The following is a 20,172-nucleotide window of genomic DNA, read 5'->3' as shown; positions in this document are numbered from 1 at the left end:
GTCCCGTGATGATCCGTTGTGGAGCTGTACCATGACCGCTGCTGCCTACCCGCACCTGCTGGCCCCGTTGGACCTGGGTTTTACCACCTTGCGCAACCGTACCCTGATGGGCTCGATGCACACCGGCCTGGAAGAAAAGCCCGGCGGTTTCGAGCGCATGGCAGCCTACTTTGCCGAGCGCGCCCGTGGTGGCGTGGGCCTGATGGTCACCGGCGGCATTGGTCCGAATGATGAAGGCGGTGTATACGCCGGGGCAGCCAAGCTGACCACTGAAGAAGAGGCGCGCAAGCACAAGATCGTCACCCAGGCGGTGCACGAGGCGGGCGGCAAGATCTGCATGCAGATCCTTCACGCCGGGCGTTATGCCTACAGCCCCAAGCAGGTGGCGCCGAGTGCGATCCAGGCGCCGATCAACCCGTTCAAGCCCAAGGAATTGGATGAGGAGGGCATCGAGAAGCAGATTCAGGATTTTGTCACCTGCTCTTTGCTGGCCCAGGCCGCCGAATACGACGGTGTGGAAATCATGGGTTCGGAGGGCTACTTCATTAACCAGTTCCTCGCCGCCCAGACCAACCATCGCACCGACCGTTGGGGCGGCAGCTTTGAAAACCGTATGCGCCTGGCGGTGGAGATCGTGCGTCGCGTGCGCGAGGCCGTCGGCCCGAACTTCATCATTATCTTCCGCCTGTCGATGCTTGATCTGGTGGAAGGCGGCAGCGTCTGGAAGGAAATCGTGCAGTTGGCCAAGGCTATCGAGCAGGCTGGCGCGACGATCATCAACACCGGTATCGGCTGGCACGAAGCGCGTATCCCTACCATTGCCACCAAGGTCCCGCGTGGCGCCTTCAGCAAAGTCACCGCCAAATTGCGCGGTGCGGTGCAGATTCCGCTGATCACCACCAACCGCATCAACACCCCGGAAATCGCCGAGCAGATCCTGGCCGAAGGCGATGCCGACATGGTCTCGATGGCGCGCCCGTTTCTGGCCGACCCGGAGTTCGTCAACAAGGCCGCCGCTGGGCGCGCCGATGAAATCAACACCTGCATCGGCTGCAACCAGGCGTGCCTGGACCACACCTTCGGCGGCAAGCTGACCACCTGTTTGGTCAACCCGCGCGCCTGCTATGAAACCGAACTCAATTACCTGCCCGTCAAGCAGATCAAGAAAATCGCGGTGGTCGGCGCCGGCCCTGCCGGTCTGGCCGCTTCCACTGTTGCCGCTGAGCGTGGGCATCAGGTGACCTTGTTCGATTCCGCCAGCGAGATTGGCGGCCAGTTCAATATCGCCAAGCGTGTGCCGGGTAAGGAAGAGTTTTTCGAAACCCTGCGTTACTTCAAACGCAAATTGCAGACCACTCACGTAGAGCTGTGCCTCAACACTCGTGTGGGCGTCGAGCAGCTGGTGGCAGGTGGTTATGACGAGGTGATCCTGGCCACCGGTATCGCGCCGCGCACCCCGGCGATCCCGGGCGTCGAGAACGCCAAGGTTTTGAGCTACCTGGATGTGATCCTGGAGCGCAAGCCGGTGGGCAAGCGTGTGGCGGTTATCGGTGCCGGCGGCATCGGTTTCGATGTATCGGAATTCCTCGTACACCAAGGCGTGTCTACCAGCCTGGATCGCGAGGCGTTCTGGAAAGAGTGGGGCATCGATACCCAACTGGAAGCACGTGGCGGGGTGGCCGGGATCAAGCCCGAGCGCCATGCGCCGGCCCGCGAGGTGTTCCTGCTGCAACGCAAGGCTTCCAAGGTTGGCGACGGCCTGGGCAAGACCACCGGCTGGATTCACCGTACCGGTTTGAAGAACAAACAGGTGCAGATGCTCAACAGTGTCGAGTACTTGAAGATCGATGACGCAGGCTTGCATATCCGCATCGGCGCCGAGGGTGAACCGCAGGTGCTGGCGGTGGACAACATTGTCATCTGCGCCGGCCAGGACCCGCTGCGCGAACTGCATGACGGCCTGGTCGCTGCCGGCCAGAACGTGCACCTGATCGGCGGCGCCGATGTGGCGGCCGAGCTGGACGCCAAGCGCGCCATCAACCAGGGCTCGCGCCTGGCGGCCGAGTTGTAAGGCGACAACAGGGGCGGTGTTAGACTTGCCGCCCCTTTCTCATTCAGATACCTGCCGATGGGCCCTTTCGATTGGCTGCCTTATGCGCCCCTTGAACCTGTGCAGCTTGATTGGCTGAACGGCATCGAGCTGGCCGTGCTGCGCCTGGACCGCATCGACCCGCTGATCAGCGGCAACAAGTGGTTCAAACTTACCGAACACTTGGCTCAGGCCCGCGCTACCGGCGCCAAAGGGGTTATCAGCCTTGGCGGGGCTCACTCCAACCATCTGCACGCACTGGCAGCGGCGGGCAAGCGCTTTGATTTTCCCACGGTCGGCCTGTTGCGCGGCCATCCCCAAGACACTCCCACGGTGCTCGACCTCAAGACCTTCGGCATGCAACTGCATTGGCTGGGCTACGGCGGTTATCGGGCGCGGCATGAGCCGGGTTTCTGGCTGCCCTGGCGCGAGCAGTATCCCGACCTTTATCCGATACCCGAAGGCGGTGGTGGTCTGGACGGTGCGCTGGGCTGTGGGGTGTTGGTGGAGCAGGCGCGGGCGCAGTTGAGCCACCTCGGTTGGACGGATTACGACGCATGGTGGCTGGCGGCGGGCACCGGTACTACCCTGGCCGGGCTGGTGTTGGCGGAGGTCGGCGCGCATCCGGTGTACGGCGCAATGGCTGTGCCGGATGATCATGGCGTGGCGCAGAATGTGAGTGCGATTGTGCAGACCGGTTATGAGTTGCTGGACGCCTGCCGTGGCGGCTTTGCCAAGGTCGATCCGCTGCTGCTCGACTTTATCGAGCGCACCGAACGGGCCTGCGGTGTGCCACTGGAGCCGCTCTACACCGGCAAGGCGCTGCTGGCATTGAAGCAACAGATCGAGGCCGGACGCTTTGCCCCCGGCGCGCGGCTGATCTTCATCCACACTGGCGGCCTGCAAGGCCGCCGAGGTTTCCTGTAGGTGTCAACGGGTGGGATTGTGCCCGCCCGGCATCATTCGCAAGGCAGTGTTATCGCGCATCACATAATGGTGAACGATCCCCGCCAGCGCATGCAGCCCGATCAGCCAGTAACCGATCTGGGCGAACAGCACGTGCCAGCCTTCAATCTCCTCGGCCAACGCCTTGTTTTCTGCAATCAGCGGCGGTAACTCCATCCCATAGAACATCACCGAATGCCCCTTGGCACTGACGATCAACCAACCGGCAATCGGCAACCCGATCATCAACGCATACAGCGCCCCATGCATCAGCTTCGCCAGCAGGCTCTGCCATGGCGGCGGTGCCGGCACGATCTTCGGCGCCACCCCCAGGCTGCGTGCGAACAGGCGCAGCCACACCAGCACAAACACGGTGAGTCCGAACATAAAGTGCATTTCCACAATCAGCGTGCGCGCACCGCTGCCTTTGGGGAATTGCCCGCGTAACTCAATGCAGGCGTAGACCACCGCCAGCAGCACTACCATCAACCAGTGCAGCGCAATCGACATGGTGCTGTAGCGCGTATCGGAATTTTTCCACGGCATTGCTGTGTTCCTCACTCATCAGGGCATACCTCCGTTCTTTGGCGACGGAGTACGTTAACTGTATGCCCGTTTTGAGCGCTTCGCTCGTTGCCAATGCCGTTGCCTTGATCCTGGTCAGTAACTTTGCGGCATTTCCCCGCGTGCCAGGCGTGCGTTGATGTCGGCGATGACATTCGGCAGGTCGTTGATGGTATCGATCAGGTAATGCGGGCGCGAGGCTTGGAACATCGCTTCGATACGCTGACGCTCGCTGGCCAGTGTGGCGCTGTCCAGGGCGCGAAATTGCTCGTAGGTCAGGCCCAGGGCATTGCCCGAACAGGTCAGCGCTACGGTCCACATCCCGGCACGACGGCCTTCGAGAATACCCGGCACGGTGTCGTCGACCTTCACGCACGCGGCCACATCATCAATGCCCAGGGCGATCACGTTGGCCAGGGCCTGGGCCGGCCACGGGCGGCCGTTGGGGACTTCATCGGTCGCGACCACGTGGTCGGCGACATAGCCGTTGGTGGCGGCCAGGGCGACGACCTTGTCCATCACCTGCTTGGGATAGCCGGAGCAGGAGCCGATCTTGATACCTTGGGCGCGCACGCCGGCCAGGGTGTCGAGGGCGCCGGGGATCAGGGCTGAATGTTCGGCGATCTTCTCGATTTGCAGCGGCATGAAACGCTGGTAGATGGCGGTCACGTCATCATCGGTCGGGGTGCGGCCGAAGGCCTTGCGGTAGCGCTCGGCAACTTGCGGCTGGTCGCAGAGAGTGCGGATATGGTCCCACTTGCCCATGCCCATCGGGCCACGGGCTTCTTCGATAGAGACTTGCACGTCGAACTCGGCAAACGCCTCGACAAAGATCTGCGTGGGGGCGAAGGAGCCGAAGTCGACCACGGTGCCGGCCCAGTCGAGGATAACGGCCTGGAGGGTGTTGGGGTTTTGATAGTTCATGGTTCAGGTCCTGTGGGTAATGGGGGCAGTCAAATGTCCAGCACTTCCATTTCTTGCAGCACGTCGGCGATAGCCTTGACCGCCGCCTGCATACCGGCCGCATCGACATGGCCGATGCAGCCCACGCGAAAGGTTTCCACCTGGGTCAGCTTGCCGGGGTAAAGGATGAAACCCTTGGCCTTGACCCGTTCGTAGAAGTCCTTGAACTGGTAGCGCGGGTCTTTTGGTGCGTGGAAGGTGACGATGATCGGCGCCTGGATCGCCGCCGGCAGGAAACTGCGCAGGCCCAGCGCAGCCATGCCGTCCAGCAGTGCCTGACAGTTGTCGGCGTAGCGTTGATGACGGGCGGGCAGGCCGCCTTCTTCGGCGTATTGCAGCAACGCTTCATGCAGGGCCGCGACGACGTGGGTCGGTGGGGTGAAACGCCATTGTCCGGTCTTGGCCATATAGGTGTGCTGGTCGAACAGGTCCATTGCCAGGGAATGGCAGTTGCCCTGGGAGGCGGCCAGCGCAGCTTTTTCGGCAAAGACAAAGCCCATGCCCGGTACGCCTTCCAGGCATTTGCCCGAGGCGGCGATCAGCGCCTCGAACGGCACTTCGCGAGCATCAATCGGTAGCGCGCCGAAAGAACTCATGGCATCGATGATCAGGCGCTTGTCGTGGCGTTTGACGACCTGGGCGATCTCCGCCAGCGGGTTGAGAATGCCGGTACTGGTTTCGCAATGGATCAACGCGACGTGGGTGATGGCCGCGTCAGCCTGCAGTAGGCGATCTACATCGGCAGCGGTGGTGGGCTCGTCCTCAGCGGTTTCAAAGGTGCTGAACGAGCGACCGAGCACTTCGCAAATCTTCGCCAGGCGCTTGCCGTAGGCGCCGTTGATCAGCACCAACACCTTGCCATTGCGCGGGACCAGCGTGCCGATGGCGGCTTCGACGGCGAAGGTGCCGCTGCCCTGCAACGGCACGCAATGATGGCTGTCGGCAGCATTGAGGATCGCCAGCAGCTGCGTGCAGACGCTGGCGGTGAGCTGGTTGAAGCGATCATCCCATGACCCCCAATCCACCATCATCGCCTGACGGGTGCGGGTCGAAGTGGTCAGGGGGCCAGGGGTCAACAGGATCGGCGCGGCAGTGGTCATCTCAAATCCTCGCAAGGGTCGGGGTTGAAGCTACGGCGCCTAAATTGCAGTTTGGCTTGTTATCAATCAAATTGTTTGTTGTTATGCGAGCTATCAGTGAGGCCGATAGCTATGAACCTGTTTCAACTGCGTGCATTCGATGCCGTGGCCCGCGAGGGCAGTTTTACCCGTGCTGCGGCGCGGCTGTTCATCAGCCAGCCGGCGGTAACCGGGCATATCAAGGCGCTTGAAGAGCATTACCAGATTGCGCTGTTGCGCCGTACCGCCCGCCGGGTGGAGTTGACCGAAGAGGGCGCACGCCTGGCGGCCATCACCCGGGCGATCTTCGGTTTGGTGGATGAGGCGCAGACCATGCTGGAGGCCAACCGTCAGTTGCTCACTGGGCGTCTGGAGGTGGCGGCGGATGGTCCGCACCTGGTGATGCCGATGATCGCCAGCCTGCGTTCGCGCTACCCGGGCATTACCGTGAACCTGCGCCTGGGCAACGCTCAGGAAACCCTGGCGGCGCTGCTGTCCGAACATGCCGATGTGGCAGTGCTCACCGAGGTGGAGCCGCGCAATGGCTTGCACCTGCAACCTCTGGACGAGTCACGGATTTGTGCCCTGGTGCCGGCAGCGCATCCGTGGGCAAAGCAGCCCGACGGGATTGAACTGGCGCAGCTGCATGAGGTGATCATGGTGCTGCGTGAACCCAGTTCCATTACCCGGCGCACGTTCGATGACGCGTGCCTGGCGGCGAATGTGCAGCCCAGGGTGCTGCTGGAACTGGACAGCCGTGAAGCCGTGACCGAAGCCGTCGCGGCCGAACTGGGGGTAGGGGTGGTGTCGTCGATGGAGGTCAGCCCGGACCCGCGGGTACACGCTGTGCCGATCCTGGGCGATGGCCTGCTGAACCGGCATACGCTCGGCTGCATGGAGCGGCGCCGTTCGCTGCGCTTGATTCAGGCTTTTTTCGAGTTGGCGTGAGGCTGTCACGCACGATCTCCAAAAAGCTCGCCACCACGCGACGTGAGCTCTGTTCTTTCAGGCAGACGAGGGTTTCCTTCATGCGTTGAGTGCAGTCGCGGATCGGCATGGCGTACACCCGAGCGTCGGCGCCGAACTCTGCAGCCGACACCACGCCCACGCCAATGCCCACCACCACCGCTTCACGCGCGGCTTCGCGGCCTTCAACCTGAATCGCCGGGCGAATGCGCAGGCCGGCCTGGCGCATTTCCTGCTCCAGGGTCTGACGGGTCACCGAGCCGATTTCCCGCAGCACCAAGGGCGTGTCATCCAGGTCGGCCAGGCAGATGGACTCGCGCCCGGCCCAGGGATGGTTGCGGGCGACAAACGCCAGCAGTTGATCGTCGGGCAATGGCAGCGACAGCAGGCGCGCATCGTCGACATCGCGACCCAACAGCGCCAGGTCGGCCTGGTAGTTGTACAGGCGCAACAACGACTCATCGGTGTTGCCGGTTTCGATCTTCACGCTGATTCCCGGGTACAGCCGGCAGAAGCGAGCAATCTGTGGCAGTACATGTACGGGTGCATCCACCGCCAGGGTGAGGGTGCCAGTGAGCAGGGCGCGGGAGTCTTGCAGCAATTCTTCGGCTTGCGCCTCGATCACAAACAGGCGCTGAGTAATGCCCAGCAGGCGTTCGCCCAGGTCGGTCAGGCGTACCGAACGTTTGTTGCGGTGAAACAGCAACACGCCGAAGCGCTCTTCGAGTTTGCGCACCTGGTCGGAAATCGCGGGCTGGGTCAGGAACAGGCGCTCGGCGGCGCCGGTAAAACTGCCGTGCACGGCCACCGCATGGAAGGCTTTGAGTTGGGCATGGGAAACCGACATGGCACGTCCTCTTACAAGCTGAGCTTATATTTGAAATACGATAAATCGATTTTACCTATTAGTCAGCCATTGCTTTGATGCACCTCAGCCGCCGTAGGTTGAGTCCTACAACCTCGACGGCCATGGGCGCAGGCACACCGCGTTCATCTGACCAATACCGCGCCCTCCAAGGCCCGGCATTGCAGTGCTCAACCATAAAAAAAACAGGCGTTTTCTTTCGATTCTGCCGGCACACTCACACCTGAGGTCAGAACCACCATGAATATCCCTATGGGTAGCATCAAGCGTTGGCGCGTGCAGATTTTCGCCATCACCTGGCTGGCGTACGCCGCGTTCTATTTCACCCGCAAAGCCTTCTCGGTGGCAAAACTGGGGATCGGCGACGACCCAAGCTTCCCCCTCGATAAAATGATGATGGCCAACCTCGATGGCTTGTATCTCGCCGCGTACGCCGTGGGCCAGTTCACCTGGGGCATGCTCGCCGACCGCTTCGGGCCACGGGTGGTGGTGCTTGGCGGCTTGCTGGTTTCCGCCGCCGCCGCGCTGGTGATGGGCACGTTTGCGACCTTGCCGATCTTTGTCACCTGCATGTTGATCCAGGGGTTGGCGCAGTCCACCGGCTGGTCGGGGTTGTGCAAGAACCTCGGTAGTTTCTTCCCGGCCCAGCAGCGTGGGCGGGTGTTGGGGCTGTGGAGTTCGTGCTATGCCTTTGGCGGCTTGGTGGCTTCACCGTTCGCCGGCTGGTGGGCCTACACCCTGATCGGTAGTTGGCACGCGGCGTTTATCTCCAGTGCTGCGGTGGTGGCGGTGGTGGCCGTGCTGTTCTTTATTTTCCAGCGCAATACCCCCCAGGATGTGGGTTTGCCAGCGGTGGAGCCCGAGCCGCTCATGAGTGCCGAGAACAGGGCCGCCGAACAGCGCATCAGTGTGCTTGAACCGTTGCGCGCTATCTTGCGCAACCGCACGGTGTTGACGCTGGGGCTGGCGTATTTCCTGCTCAAGCCGGCGCGCTACGCGATTTTGCTGTGGGGCCCGGTAATCGTCTACGAACAGATGCCGTCGGTGGGCAAGGTCGGCGCGGCCATCGTGCCCACCGCGTTTGAGCTGGCCGGTTTGCTCGGGCCGGTACTGATCGGCCTGGCTTCCGACAAACTGTTCGGCGCCCGGCGTATGCCGGCCTGTGTGCTGAGCCTGCTGGCGTTGACCGTGGCCCTGGCGTTGTTCATGGGCGCGCTGCACACCGGCAGTGTGGTGCTGGTGATGGCCTTGCTGTTTGTCATGGGCCTGACTCTGTACGGTCCGGACTCGATGATCAGCAGCACCGCTGCCATTGACTTCGGCACTGCCAAAGCCGGCGCCACGGCGGCAGGGTTTGTGAATGGTTGCGGTTCGGTGGGCGCGATCCTGGGCGGTTTGCTGCCGGGCTACTTCGATACCGTCACGGTGTTTATCGTGTTTGCCGGCGCGGCGCTGTTTTCTTCACTGGTATTGATGCCCTACTGGAACGCCAGGCCCGCTGTTCTGGCGCAGGTGGGGGACTTCATACCGGATCGCAGTGCCACCATCAAACCCCTGCGCACCTGAGGCACCTGGCCGGTTTTTTGGTGGATTAGCGTGTTCTTGCGCTATAAACTCTGCCCCCAAAGCGCCGGCCAGTAGACGTTTCGGCGCCATGGAAAGTAGAGAGTGAGTCATGGGCGCACAGTGGAAAGTCAAACATAAAGAAGCGGCAGCCAATGCCAAGGGCAAGATTTTCGGCAAGCTGGTAAAAGAGATCACCATCGCCGCCCGCAACGGCGCCGATACCGCGACAAACGCGCACCTGCGCCTGGTGGTGGAGCAGGCCAAGAAAGCCTCGATGCCCAAGGAAACCCTGGATCGTGCGATCAAGAAGGGTGCCGGTCTGCTCGGTGAAACCGTGCAGTACCACCGTGTGACCTACGAAGGGTTTGCCCCGCACCAGGTGCCCCTGATCGTTGAGTGCGTAACCGACAACATCAACCGCACCGTGGCGGAAATCCGCGTGGCGTTCCGCAAGGGCCAGCTGGGCGCTTCCGGTTCGGTGGCGTGGGATTTCAACCACGTCGGCCTGATTGAAGCATCGCCGGACACCCCTGATGCTGATCCGGAAATGGCCGCCATCGAAGCTGGCGCCCAGGATTTTGAAGACGGTGAAGAAGAGGGCACCACCCTGTTCATCACCGAAACCACCGACCTGGATGCCGTGCAGAAAGCTTTGCCAGAGCAGGGTTTCACCGTGCTGTCGGCCAAGCTGGGTTACCTGTCGAAGAACCCGGTCAGTGGTTTGACCGATGAGCAGATGGCCGAAGTCGAGGCGTTCCTGGAAGGCCTGGATAACCATGATGATGTGCAGGATATGTTTGTCGGCCTGGCTGGCTAGTCATCACTGCATAGTGGGAGGGGGCTTGCCCCCTCCCACATTGTTCCAGCGGTGTTAGATAGCGCTCAGTACGCCGTCGATTTCTTCAAAGCTTGGCCGCGCCAACACATCGGGCTGGCAACAGCTTTTTTGCAGTTCAACCAGATCCTCATTTACTGCCCCTTCACCTCGATCCAACAACTCCCCCAGCAACACCCCGAACGCGCGCACTTCAATACGCTGCAACGCCCTGGTTTCCAAGGTGTCGGCCGTGGCATGGAATGACGCCGCGCCGAAGTCTCCGAGCAAACAATCACCCGTCACATTCCACAGGATGTTGTGGCCATACAGGTCACCGTGGGTAATCCCCTGACGGTGCAAGTGCGCCGCCACCGAAGCGATGCCTCGTGCCATGCGCAGCGCCACGTCGAGGCTGAAACGGGTATCGGCTTCGTAGATGTCCCGGGTGCAGGACGCCAGGCTAGGCAGCGCCGCGAGGTTGCGGTAGCTCGGGTCGATCAGGCTCATGACCAATGCTGCCTGATCTTGCGGGTGCCCGATGACACGGCCTTGCACCTTGATGAGGTTGGGATGCAGCCCGGCGGCAATGCAGGCTTGCATTTCATGCAGCGGTGACCCGTCGCTGGTGATGGTGCCTTTGTATAGCTTGACCGCGACCGGCAGCGCCTGGGGTTTCCAGATTGCTTTGTGAATGATCCCGGAAGCGCCTTCGCCCAATACTTCTCCCAGTTCCAGTTCAGACCAGGGAATGTTCGGCGTCCCATCTTCGCCCGTCACTGTCACGGCCATTTCCACCGGGTTGCCGGCGTAGGCCAGCCAGGTCAGGCTTGGCAGCTTCAGCAGCCACTGCGGCAGGTGGGTCAAGCGGTTGGAGGCGATGCGGATCAGTTCCAGGTTTTGGCAGTGGGCCAGGCTTTGCGGCAATTGCGTCAGTTGGTTACCGGCCAGCATCAACTTTTGCAGCAACGGGCGCTGACCCAGTTCATCCGGCAATTGGCTGATGCAGTTGTTGGTGAGGATCAGCCAGCGCAACTGCGGCGGCAGGGCGGCGGCGGGCACATGGCCGATCTTGTTGGCCTTGAAGCCGATCATGCTCAACTTCGCGCACTGCCCCAGGCACGCCGGCAGCTCGGTAAACGCGTTGTCCGAACAAAACAGCACACGCAGGTGCGTCAGGCGGTGCAGGTCCTCGGGCAGGCTACTCAAGGCATTGCCGGTGAGATTGAGGATTTCCAGGGAGTCGGCCAGGTCGAAGATTTCCCGGGGGAACTCGGTCAGCCCGCAGGCCAGGTCCAGGCGCTTGGCGCCGGCCAATTGGCCGGCCTTGAGTTGGGCGAGGGTATTCATGAACAGCGCGGCACTCGGAAGGGGGCGTAAAAGGCGCTCATGATAGCGGCTCGGGTGCGGTTTGCGGGCAGAGCATGTGCAACTGCTGCAGGCGGCTGGCGGTGCGGGCGAGGTCGATGGCCTGGCCTTCCAGGGCTTTATCCAGCGGCTGGTGACCCATGAGGGTCAGGTGTTTGTCCTGATCGTAGAGCACGTCCACCAGGTTGATAAAACGCTGTTGCACGGCGATAGGGCATTCGGCCAACTGCGGCAAGCCGTCGATGATCCAGTGGTCGAAGTCCTGGCACAGCAGCAGGTAATCCATCACGGCGGTGAGCTGTTCACACAGGTCATTGAAGGTGAACAGGATGGTCCGCGCCTGATGGTCTCGGCACAACAACTGCCGATTGCCAACCGTCAGGGTTTGCGCCGGGCCATTGGTGGCAGGCACACCCAGGCTCTCCCGCTGCGCCGGTGTACCCGGCCACACATAGTGGCCGCGGGTGAAACGTTGTTGGGCGTGGGCCTGGGGCAGGCTGCGAAAGTCCTGGGGCGCGCTGACTTCCAGCACGTCCATGCGTGCGGCGATCAGGTCGATCACCGGTTTGAATCGTTCGTGATACAGCGGGTTGGGCAGCAACCCTTCGGGCGGGTAGTTGGACGTTACCAATACCAGCACGCCGCGTTGGAACAGGGCCTTGAACAAGCGGCTGATGAGCATTGCATCGCCGATATCGTGCACATGGAACTCGTCAAAACACAGCACACGGCAATCAGCGAGCAACTGATCCAGAGTGACGCCCAAGGCATCCTCATGCTCGCGGTGCACAAACATGCCCTGGTGCAGCCGGGCAAAGAAGTCGTGGAAATGCACGCGTTGCTTCTCGGCGATGGGCAGCGCCTGGAAAAAACCATCCAGCAGCCAGCTCTTGCCGCGACCTACCGGGCCGTGCAGGTACAGGCTGCGCGTGGCCTGGCCATAAAGCAGGTGCTGGGCCTCCCGATTCAGGGCGGTAATCGCCCGGATTTGGCCGTCACTGAGGGTGTAGCCCTGTTGTTCGGCCTTTGTCTGAAAATAGGCAGGAATGGGCGAGGCGCCCCAGGCGTCGGATTTTTTACCCAGCAGGCGCTGGAACAGGGCAAGCACGGCCAAGAATAATCACTCTGTATTGCGGTGGTCGCTCACTGTAGGACGCTCGATGCCATTTGACCAACAGTGAAGGGCGCCGACCCTTGCAAACTGGCACTTTCGCGTTAACTGGCTAACCTCATACAAGGTTGTTACCCCTGTATAAGGAATTGGGGCAGTGAAGGGACCGGCGGTATTGGCTGTCATGGGCGCGATGCTCTGCAACACGGCTTCTGCTGCGCAACTCCAGGTGGAGGTGCGCCTCGACGTGCAGCGGGGTTGCCAGTTGGTGGGCACCACTCGCAATGCGGGCATCGAGCAACTTGGCGTATTGGATTTCGGCAGCGGCCCGCGTCTGGATGACCCGGCCGGCCCCCTGAGTGCGGCCCTGATCAGCCAGCGCCAGCCGCGCCTGGAGTGCAACCCCGACACGCCTTACCAAATGCGCGTTGACGGCGGCCTGCACGGTGGCGTGGGCGAAGTGCGTTACCTCAGTAATGCGATGCCCGCAAGCAAGCCCATTCCTTATCGCATTTATGCCGACGCAGCCCGGTTGATCCCCTTGCCGGTGGACGTGCCGGTCAGCGGCCGCGTACCGGACACCGGCTCGGTTGATCTGCCGTTGTATGGCCGCATTGAACCGCTCAAAGACATCCCTGCGGTGGGGCGTTATTCCGACCTGCTCAAGGTCACGGTCACATGGTAAGCCGCTATCTGGCCATCGCGGCCTTGGGCGGCCTGCTGTTGCTGGCCGAGGACGCGCAGGCGGCTGTGGTCAACGGGCAGATTCATGCGCGGTTGGTGATTACCGCCAGTTGCGAAGTCAGCAAAGGCGTGGAACGCGCGCCAGTGACGCCGGACGGTGGCACTGCGCTGTTGGATTTCGGCAGCCAGGGACCGACCTGGAACGACACCTTGGGCGCGACCATTGCCGATGGCGATAAAGCGCCGCTGTCGGTCTCCTGCAACCCGTCGTTGGTCAGCAGTTTTACCGTGACCATCGACGGTGGCGCCCATGGCGACGGCACCACGCGCCGCTTGAGCAACGGGCGCCAGACCATTCCCTATCGGCTATGGGCCGATGCGTTGGGCCAGAGTGCCTACCGCATCGGCCAGCAACGCAATTTCGTCGTGACCCAGGGCGCGCAGGTACCCATCCCGGTATTCGGCTCCGTGGTGGCGAATACCAGGGCCCTACCGGCCGGCATCTACACAGACACCCTGACGGTGACTCTGGATTGGTAAACCATGAGGATGGATATCATGCATGTACTCGTATCGCGAATGGGCGTATGTGCCCTGGGCCTGGCGCTGGCCTCCAGCCTGAATGCGGCGACCACGGTTACCGGGCAGATCAGTTCGAGCCTGACCTTGATCGCCAGTTGCCAGGTCAACGGCTCCGGGGCGGCTACCGGGCTGAATTTCGGTAGCTTGAACTTCGGCACCACCAACAGCCTGTTTACCAATGCCGACGCCCAGTTGCTGGGCGGCACCGGCACCGGCGGGGCGCTGTCGATTCTGTGTTCAGCCGGTACCACGCCAACGGTGACGGTGCGTGCCGGCGCCCATGATGGCGCCTCGCCGGGGGGCACCCGTGCGCTGGCCGATGGGGCGGGTAACTTCGTGCCTTACGATTTCTACACTGACAGCGGGCGTTCCGCGCTGTTGGCGATCGATGGCGTGGTGACGCTCGCCACCAGTACCGGCGTGGCACAAACCGTCAACCTCTACGGTCGCGCGGTGGGCAAGGCGGGCCTGCCGGCAGGTACTTACACCGATACCGTGGCCGTGGAGCTGACGTTCTGACCCTGTGGCTCAGGCTGGGGGTGGCCTGTGGATTGGCGCTGCCGTTGCCGTTGTCGGCAGCGACCAGCCAGAGCTTTCAGGTCAGCGCGACCATTACTCCCGGTTGCCTGATCGTGGGCGGCGGCTCCAACTACGGCGCGTTGGCCTATGGCAGCTATTCGGCATTGGCCACCGGTACGGTCACGGCAGCCCTTACTGGCGGTGTGACCTTGCAATGCACTCCGGGGGTGGCGCTGACCATGAGTGTGGATGGCGGCCTTTACAACAGCGCCGGGCGCAATTTGCAGCTCAACAGCGGCAGCGCGCGGGTGGCCTATCAACTGTTTCGCGATGCGGCGTTCAGCCAGAGCCTGGGCGTCAGCCAGAGCGTCAGCGTGACTTACAGCGATGCCAACAACATCAGCCTGCCGATTTACGGGCGGGTGGTATTACCCGGCAATCAGCCTGGGGGGACGTACAGCGACACGCTGCAGGTGCAGCTGTCGTGGTAGGGCTAACGGTATTGAGGAGTGGATTTATGCATTCAACTTCCCGGCGGTGGTGGGCCGCGGGTATTGCCTTGGGGCTTTTGTGTGGCGCAGGGCTGGTGCAGGCGGCCAGTTCGGTGCTGATCTGGCCCATCGACCCGGTGCTGGAGGCCGATCAACAGGCCAGCGCGCTGTGGTTGGAGAACCGTGGCACGGAAACGGCCAACCTGCAGATCCGCGTATTTGCTTGGAGCCAGAACGGTTTCGACGAGCAGTACCAAAACCAGCGCGACGTGATCGGCAGCCCGCCGGTGGCCAAAATCGAGCCCGGCCAGAAGCAACTGGTGCGCCTGACCCGAACCCGCGAAGTACCGCCGGGACAGGAGCTGGCCTATCGCATCATCATCGATGAAATCCCCTCGGCGCTGCAGGTGCCGGCGCCGCCGGAAGGCAAGAACACGGCGGCAGCGATTCGCTTCCAGATGCGCTATTCGGTGCCCTTGTTTGCCTACGGCGCCGGGTTGTGGAGCAAGGACGACGCCACACGTCAACGCGACCCCAAGGGTGCCGGCAAGCCGGACTTGAGCTGGCAAAAGGTCAACGTAGGCGGGCGCAGTTACATCGAGGTGCGCAATCAGGGCGCCGTGCATGCGCGGCTCACCGATGCGTCGTTCAAACAAGGCGGGCAGACCCGGCCGCTGGTAGAAGGTTTGCTCGGCTATGTGCTGCCGGGCGCGAGTATGCGCTGGCCGGTGCCGGATGCCGTATCGGCCGACCAGCCGTTGCAGGTCAGGGTCAACGGTGCGCCGCAATTGGAAAGCCTGGCGCCCAAGCGATAACCGTCAGGTAGCGCTACGGGCATACGCCCGGGTTTTAACAGGATGGAGATGTCCATTGAAGGACACAACGCCATGGTGAGTCGTGGTTGGGCTCGGGGTTTATGGCCGTCGGTGGCAGTGGCAAGCGGGCTGTGGGGCGCTGCGATGGCAGGCGACTTGCCGCCGCCGCCGGGCAGCATGGAGGCAGTCGCCGATGCACAGCTGTTTCTGGAACTGGTGGTCAACCAGATGGACACCGGCCGCGTCATTGCGGTCGACCAGCGCGCCGGCCAGTTGTTTGTGCCCGCCAGCGCGCTGCAGGACGTGGGTATGAAATTGCCCGGCGAGCCTGTCGGCAGCGTGGCCCTGGACCAGGTGCCTGGGCTGCACAGCGACTACGACAGCAATGGCCAGCGCCTATTGCTGGATGTACCGCCATCCTGGTTGCAGGCGCAGTTTATCGGCAATCGCAATACCTATCCGCGCACCCAGGCCATGAGCAGCTTCGGCGCCTTGCTCAACTATGACGTGTATTTCAACGACACCGATGACGGCGGCAGCTACCTCGCCGCCTGGAACGAAGTGCGGCTGTTCGACACCTGGGGCACCTTGTCCAACACCGGGCAGGTGCGCCAGACCCTGGCTGATGGCATCACCGACAGTACCCTCGGCAACGGTTACCGGCGCTACGACACCACCTGGCGATTTTCCGATGATGAGCGCCTGCTCACCTACGAGGCGGGCGACGTGATCAGCGGCTCGCTGCCCTGGAGCAGTTCGGTGCGTCTGGGCGGGGTGCAAGTGTCCCGGGACTTTGCCGTGCGCCCGGACCTGGTCACTTACCCTTTGCCGCAGTTCGCCGGTGAGGCGGCGGTGCCCTCGTCGGTGGACCTGTTTATCAACGGCTATAAATCCGACACCGCGCAGCTGCAACCCGGGCCTTATACCCTGACCAACGTGCCATTTATCAACGGCGCCGGGGAGGCTGTCGTGGTGACCACCGACGCCCTCGGGCGCCAGGTGTCGACCACGGTGCCGTTCTACGTCACCAGCACCTTGCTGCAACAAGGCCTGACGGATTTTTCCGTGGCTGCCGGTACCTTGCGCCGTGACTACACCCTGCGCGATTTCGGTTACGGGCCGGGCGTAACCAGTGGCACCTTTCGCTATGGCTATTCCGACAGCCTGACCCTGGAAAGCCATGCCGAAGCATCCAGCGACCTGACCCTCGGCGGGCTTGGCGCCAACCTGCGCCTGGGCAACTTCGGCGTGCTCAATACCGCCCTCAGCCAGAGCCAGTTCGACAGCCGCAGCGGCCAGCAACTCAGCCTTGGCTACCAGTACAACAGCACGCGCTACAGCCTGATGTACCAGCGCGTTGAACGGCGCGATGACTACGCCGACCTGACCCTGGTCGACACCCCTTACGCCAGCCTCAGCAAGCGCAGCGAGCAGGTGACGCTGAGCCTCAACCTTCAACGTTTCGGCAGCCTGGGCCTGGGGTATTTCGACGTGCAGGCGGCAGACGATTCGCGCACGCGGCTGCTCAACCTCAGCTGGAGCAAACCGCTGTGGCGCAACACCAGCTTCTACCTGTCGGCCAACCGCGAAATCGGCGACAGCAACTGGGCCATGCAGGCGCAACTGGTGATCCCGTTCGACCTCAACGGCAGCCTGGCCTTGAGCACCGAGCGCAGCAAGGACGGCGCCAGTCGCCAGCGCATCAACTACAGCCGCGCGGTGCCCAGCGAAGGCGGCGTGGGCTACAACCTCGGCTATGCCCAGGGCGATGCGCCAAGCTATCGGCAGGCCGACCTGACCTGGCGCTTGCAGTCAGTGCAGTTGCAGGCCGGCGTGTACGGCAGCAGTGACGCCCAAACGCGCTGGGCGGATGCCAGCGGCTCGCTGGTGTGGATGGGCGGCGAAACCTTTGCTGCCAACCGTATCAATGACGCGTTTGTGGTGGTGAGTACCCAGGGGTTCGCCGGGATTCCAGTGCGCTACGAAAACCAGCAGGTGGGCCAGACCGACCGCAACGGTCATTTGCTGGTGCCATGGAGCAGCGCGTATTACCGCGGCAAATATGAAATTGACCCGTTGAACCTGCCGGCGAACGTGCAGAGCCCCAATGTGGAGCAGCGCGTGTCGGTACGCCGGGGCAGCGGCTATCTGTTGGAGTTCCCGCTGCGCCGGGTGCTCGCCGCCAGTATCACCCTGGTGGATCGCCAGCATCATGAGCTACCGCTGGGCAGCCTGGTGGTGCACGAGCAAAGCAACACCCAGGCGGTGGTGGGGTGGGATGGGCTGGTCTATCTGGAAAACCTCAGCGCCCACAATACTTTGCAGGTCACCCTCAGTGAGGGGCGCACCTGCCAGGCGACATTCGCTATCGATGAGCAGCAACAGGACGTGCCCCTGATCGGGCCGTTGGTGTGCCAGTGAGTGCTTGAGCAAGGAGACTGCGGGTGAGGGGCAAGGCATGGATGTATGGGGCAGGGCTGTTATTTTCCGGGCAGGTGATGGCGGTGTGTTCGGTGGTTTCCACGGTGCCGGCCAGTTTCGGTTCGATCAGCTCGATGACGGTGCGCACTGCCGCGCAAACCAGCTCTACCACCAACTCCGGATTGAGTTGCACCCAGGCGTTGATTTCGCTGCTGGTGTCCACCGACCACTTCTACGCCACGATCACCTCGTCCACCGCCGGCATGGTCGGGCCGACCGGTGATGTGATTGGCTACACGATTTATGGCAACAACAGCACCAGTTATCCCATCACCCGCGGCACTCAATTCGATTTTGGGGGCGCGGGCGGCATTGCCCAGAGCATTGGCCTGATCGCCGGGCCCGGGGCGAAAACCGTGCCGTTGTACCTGAGCAGCATTACCGGCAGCAATATCGCAGCGGGGCTGTACACCGAGACATTGAACATCGCCTGGGTGTGGAATTATTGCTCGGGAATCGGCGTTGGCGGCATTTGCCTGGGGCGTGACACGGGCAGCGGCACGGCAAGCCTGACCGTCAGCATGACCGTAACCAATGACTGCCAGATCACCGCGCCGAATATCAGCTTTGGCAGCGCCCCGGTGGTGAGTGGGTTTACCGCAGTGACCGGCCAGACCATCAATATCGCCTGCACCAAGGGCAGTGCCTACACCGTGGGCTTGAGCGACGGCCAGAACCCGATCAGTGTCGGCGGGCGCCGACGCATGGTTTCCGGCAGCAACTACCTGGCCTATGACCTCTTCAAAAGCGCCGGCACCACACGTTGGGGCAGCGTCGGCGCGGCGCGGCGGGCCAGTTCCACAGCGGAGGTCAACCCCGGCAATGGGTTGGGCACAGGCAGCCAGGTATTTAACTACAACGCTCGCATCTACACCGACCAGCCCACACCACCCGGCGGCACCTACCTGGACAACGTGGTGCTGGACGTGGGTTTCTAGAACTTCATCAGCGCCGGGGTGGGCTGGTCTGCCGGGCTGACCATTGCGTAGTTATAGCCGCCGCCCGACCAGTACTCGGCCTGCAAACCATCGGCGCTGCGGCTGCCACGGGGCAGGAAGCCGTTGTTCGGTCCCGGCGGGCGGATATAAAAGCTGATGCGTCGGCCTTGGGGGTCTTGGTACAGCACCATGGCGGCTGCTCCCTGATCGGTAGTGAGCAGGCGCCCGCTGACCGGTTTGAAGCCTGCCTGGCTCAGGTCGGGCAGGCGATGGGCTTGATTGAAATAGCGGTCGAGCCAGGCTTGCATAGTGCCGCTGCCGTCGTCGTTGTAGTCGGCGGGCATGACGCCGTCCTGGGCAAACAGACGGTAAGCCTGCATGGCATCGGTCATCGGCAGCGGCTGGGGTTGGGTGGCTTCGCGGGCGTGCCAGCCGCCAAGCCCGCCAAGGCTCACGGCAATCAGCAACACCGCCGCGCTGGCGAAGTGGCGGCGGGACTGACGCTTGATACGCTGACGGATCAACGCCGGGTCCAGTGCCGGATTACTCGCCTGCTGCAGGGTACCGCTCAAGGATGCCCGCAATAATTGCGCGTCCTGTTGCCAGGCGTGGACCTGGGCGGCCGCTTCGGGGTGGTTGGCCAGCCAGGTTTCAAGCACGCGGCGGTCACTGTCCGGCAGTTGGTGATCGACGTAGGCATGCAAATCGCGTTCGCTGGGGGGCAGGCTGATCATTTGAGTCTCCGCAGGGCAGGGCCGGCAATTTCGCCATCGCTGAGCTGACGCAACGCTTGGCGCGCACGGGACAGGCGCGACATCACGGTGCCGATGGGTACCTGAAGGATCTCGGCGACTTCCTTGTAGCTCAAACCCTCCACGGACACCCACAGCAAAAGGGCGCGTTGTTCGGTGCTGAGTTGGTCGAAGGCTTGCAGGGTGGATTGGGCCATCACTGTGCGCTCCACCGACGGTTGCGCATCATCGCGCCCGGTGAAGAATTCGAGCATACGTGCATAGCGTCGGCTGCGGCGATGGGCGTCGAGGAACTGCCGATAGAGGATCGCGAACAGCCAGGCGCGCAGGTCGCCTTCGACACGCTTATCAGCCCAGGCGATAATCGCCCGCTCCAGGGTCGCCTGCACCAGGTCATCGGCGCTGCTGCTGTTGCGCGTCAGCGACACGGCAAAACGCCGCAACCTGGGGATGAGTTCGTGTAACTGTTCGTCGAGTTCATGCATGGGGATGAGTCTACTCACGTGTGTTGAAGTAGACGTTGGTCCCTGTAGGTTATTCC

At 62.4% G+C, this 20,172-nt stretch carries 19 protein-coding genes and 1 pseudogene; 12 read left to right on the top strand and 8 right to left on the bottom strand.

The window, feature by feature from the left end:
* The first annotated feature begins 31 nt into the window (after positions 1-31).
* Positions 32-2,071 carry an oxidoreductase gene (locus FW800_RS25100; RefSeq protein WP_446438681.1) on the top strand — a complete coding sequence of 680 codons (2,040 nt, stop codon included), beginning with the start codon at positions 32-34 and terminating at the stop codon, positions 2,069-2,071.
* A 57-nt stretch (positions 2,072-2,128) separates the two neighbouring features.
* Complete coding sequence (locus FW800_RS25095; RefSeq protein WP_446438680.1) at positions 2,129-3,016, top strand: 1-aminocyclopropane-1-carboxylate deaminase/D-cysteine desulfhydrase; 888 nt, start codon at positions 2,129-2,131, stop codon at positions 3,014-3,016.
* A gap of 3 nt (positions 3,017-3,019) precedes the next feature.
* Here the strand turns inward: FW800_RS25095 and FW800_RS25090 are convergent, their stop codons facing one another.
* From FW800_RS25090 to FW800_RS25080, 3 genes are all read right to left on the bottom strand, one after another.
* A complete protein-coding gene (locus FW800_RS25090; protein ID WP_446438679.1) occupies positions 3,020-3,580 on the bottom strand; it encodes a cytochrome b in 561 nt (186 codons plus the stop codon).
* A gap of 114 nt (positions 3,581-3,694) precedes the next feature.
* The gene (phnX, locus tag FW800_RS25085; RefSeq protein ID WP_248090082.1) at positions 3,695-4,522 is read right to left on the bottom strand and encodes a phosphonoacetaldehyde hydrolase; all 828 of its coding nucleotides are present in this window, start codon (positions 4,520-4,522) and stop codon (positions 3,695-3,697) included.
* Between the two features lie 29 nt (positions 4,523-4,551).
* Positions 4,552-5,661 (bottom strand): 2-aminoethylphosphonate--pyruvate transaminase, encoded by a 1,110-nt coding sequence (locus tag FW800_RS25080; RefSeq protein WP_078821710.1) that lies wholly within the window; start codon positions 5,659-5,661, stop codon positions 4,552-4,554.
* Between the two features lie 111 nt (positions 5,662-5,772).
* On the opposite strand from FW800_RS25080, the gene FW800_RS25075 reads away from it, so the two are divergent.
* The gene (locus FW800_RS25075) at positions 5,773-6,627 is read left to right on the top strand and encodes a LysR substrate-binding domain-containing protein (protein WP_103734458.1); all 855 of its coding nucleotides are present in this window, start codon (positions 5,773-5,775) and stop codon (positions 6,625-6,627) included.
* Here the strand turns inward: FW800_RS25075 and FW800_RS25070 are convergent.
* Positions 6,626-7,492: pseudogene (locus tag FW800_RS25070) on the bottom strand (LysR substrate-binding domain-containing protein); the annotation flags it as partial. The gene FW800_RS25075 and the pseudogene FW800_RS25070 overlap by 2 nt on opposite strands.
* A 258-nt stretch (positions 7,493-7,750) precedes the next feature.
* Between FW800_RS25070 and FW800_RS25065 the strand changes: the two are divergent.
* Positions 7,751-9,076 (top strand): MFS transporter, encoded by a 1,326-nt coding sequence (locus tag FW800_RS25065; RefSeq protein ID WP_103734460.1) that lies wholly within the window; start codon positions 7,751-7,753, stop codon positions 9,074-9,076.
* Between the two features lie 109 nt (positions 9,077-9,185).
* Positions 9,186-9,893: a YebC/PmpR family DNA-binding transcriptional regulator gene (locus FW800_RS25060; protein ID WP_005789254.1), complete on the top strand. Its 708-nt coding sequence runs from the start codon at positions 9,186-9,188 to the stop codon at positions 9,891-9,893.
* 54 nt (positions 9,894-9,947) lie between these two features.
* On the opposite strand, the gene FW800_RS25055 is transcribed toward FW800_RS25060, so the two are convergent.
* Together FW800_RS25055 and zapE are read right to left on the bottom strand one after the other, a co-directional pair.
* The gene (locus tag FW800_RS25055; RefSeq protein ID WP_446438678.1) at positions 9,948-11,240 is read right to left on the bottom strand and encodes a protein kinase; all 1,293 of its coding nucleotides are present in this window, start codon (positions 11,238-11,240) and stop codon (positions 9,948-9,950) included.
* A gap of 37 nt (positions 11,241-11,277) precedes the next feature.
* Positions 11,278-12,372, bottom strand: coding sequence for a cell division protein ZapE (zapE, locus tag FW800_RS25050; protein ID WP_446438677.1), 1,095 nt, complete (start codon positions 12,370-12,372; stop codon positions 11,278-11,280).
* A 181-nt stretch (positions 12,373-12,553) separates the two neighbouring features.
* Here zapE and FW800_RS25045 point away from each other — a divergent pair, with 181 nt between their 5' ends.
* The 7 genes from FW800_RS25045 (at position 12,554) to FW800_RS25015 (ending at position 18,879) form a co-directional block, all read left to right on the top strand.
* A complete protein-coding gene (locus FW800_RS25045) occupies positions 12,554-13,054 on the top strand; it encodes a Csu type fimbrial protein (protein ID WP_446438696.1) in 501 nt (166 codons plus the stop codon).
* Positions 13,048-13,593 (top strand): Csu type fimbrial protein, encoded by a 546-nt coding sequence (locus FW800_RS25040; RefSeq protein ID WP_446438676.1) that lies wholly within the window; start codon positions 13,048-13,050, stop codon positions 13,591-13,593. The genes FW800_RS25045 and FW800_RS25040 overlap by 7 nt, the downstream gene beginning before the upstream one ends.
* A gap of 18 nt (positions 13,594-13,611) precedes the next feature.
* Entirely contained in the window at positions 13,612-14,154 is a 543-nt protein-coding gene (locus tag FW800_RS25035) for a Csu type fimbrial protein (protein WP_032881297.1), read from the top strand.
* Between the two features lie 2 nt (positions 14,155-14,156).
* Positions 14,157-14,645 (top strand): Csu type fimbrial protein, encoded by a 489-nt coding sequence (locus tag FW800_RS25030; RefSeq protein WP_032880552.1) that lies wholly within the window; start codon positions 14,157-14,159, stop codon positions 14,643-14,645.
* Between the two features lie 26 nt (positions 14,646-14,671).
* The gene (locus tag FW800_RS25025; RefSeq protein ID WP_248132556.1) at positions 14,672-15,460 is read left to right on the top strand and encodes a fimbrial biogenesis chaperone; all 789 of its coding nucleotides are present in this window, start codon (positions 14,672-14,674) and stop codon (positions 15,458-15,460) included.
* Positions 15,461-15,532: 72 nt separating this feature from the next.
* On the top strand, positions 15,533-17,881 hold the full coding sequence (locus tag FW800_RS25020) for a fimbria/pilus outer membrane usher protein (RefSeq protein ID WP_446438695.1): 2,349 nt from the start codon (positions 15,533-15,535) through the stop codon (positions 17,879-17,881).
* 41 nt (positions 17,882-17,922) lie between these two features.
* Positions 17,923-18,879 carry a Csu type fimbrial protein gene (locus tag FW800_RS25015; RefSeq protein ID WP_216092176.1) on the top strand — a complete coding sequence of 319 codons (957 nt, stop codon included), beginning with the start codon at positions 17,923-17,925 and terminating at the stop codon, positions 18,877-18,879.
* Here the strand turns inward: FW800_RS25015 and FW800_RS25010 are convergent.
* A complete protein-coding gene (locus FW800_RS25010) occupies positions 18,876-19,613 on the bottom strand; it encodes an anti-sigma factor family protein (RefSeq protein WP_446438675.1) in 738 nt (245 codons plus the stop codon). The genes FW800_RS25015 and FW800_RS25010 overlap by 4 nt on opposite strands.
* Positions 19,610-20,116, bottom strand: a complete 507-nt coding sequence (locus FW800_RS25005; protein ID WP_148853534.1) for a sigma-70 family RNA polymerase sigma factor — start codon at positions 20,114-20,116, stop codon at positions 19,610-19,612. Before FW800_RS25005 ends, FW800_RS25010 begins: the two co-directional genes overlap by 4 nt.
* Positions 20,117-20,172: the final 56 nt, after the last annotated feature.

It is taken from the genome of Pseudomonas sp. 910_23, from assembly GCF_052850795.1.
This window is presented reverse-complemented; position numbering and strand designations above follow the sequence as displayed.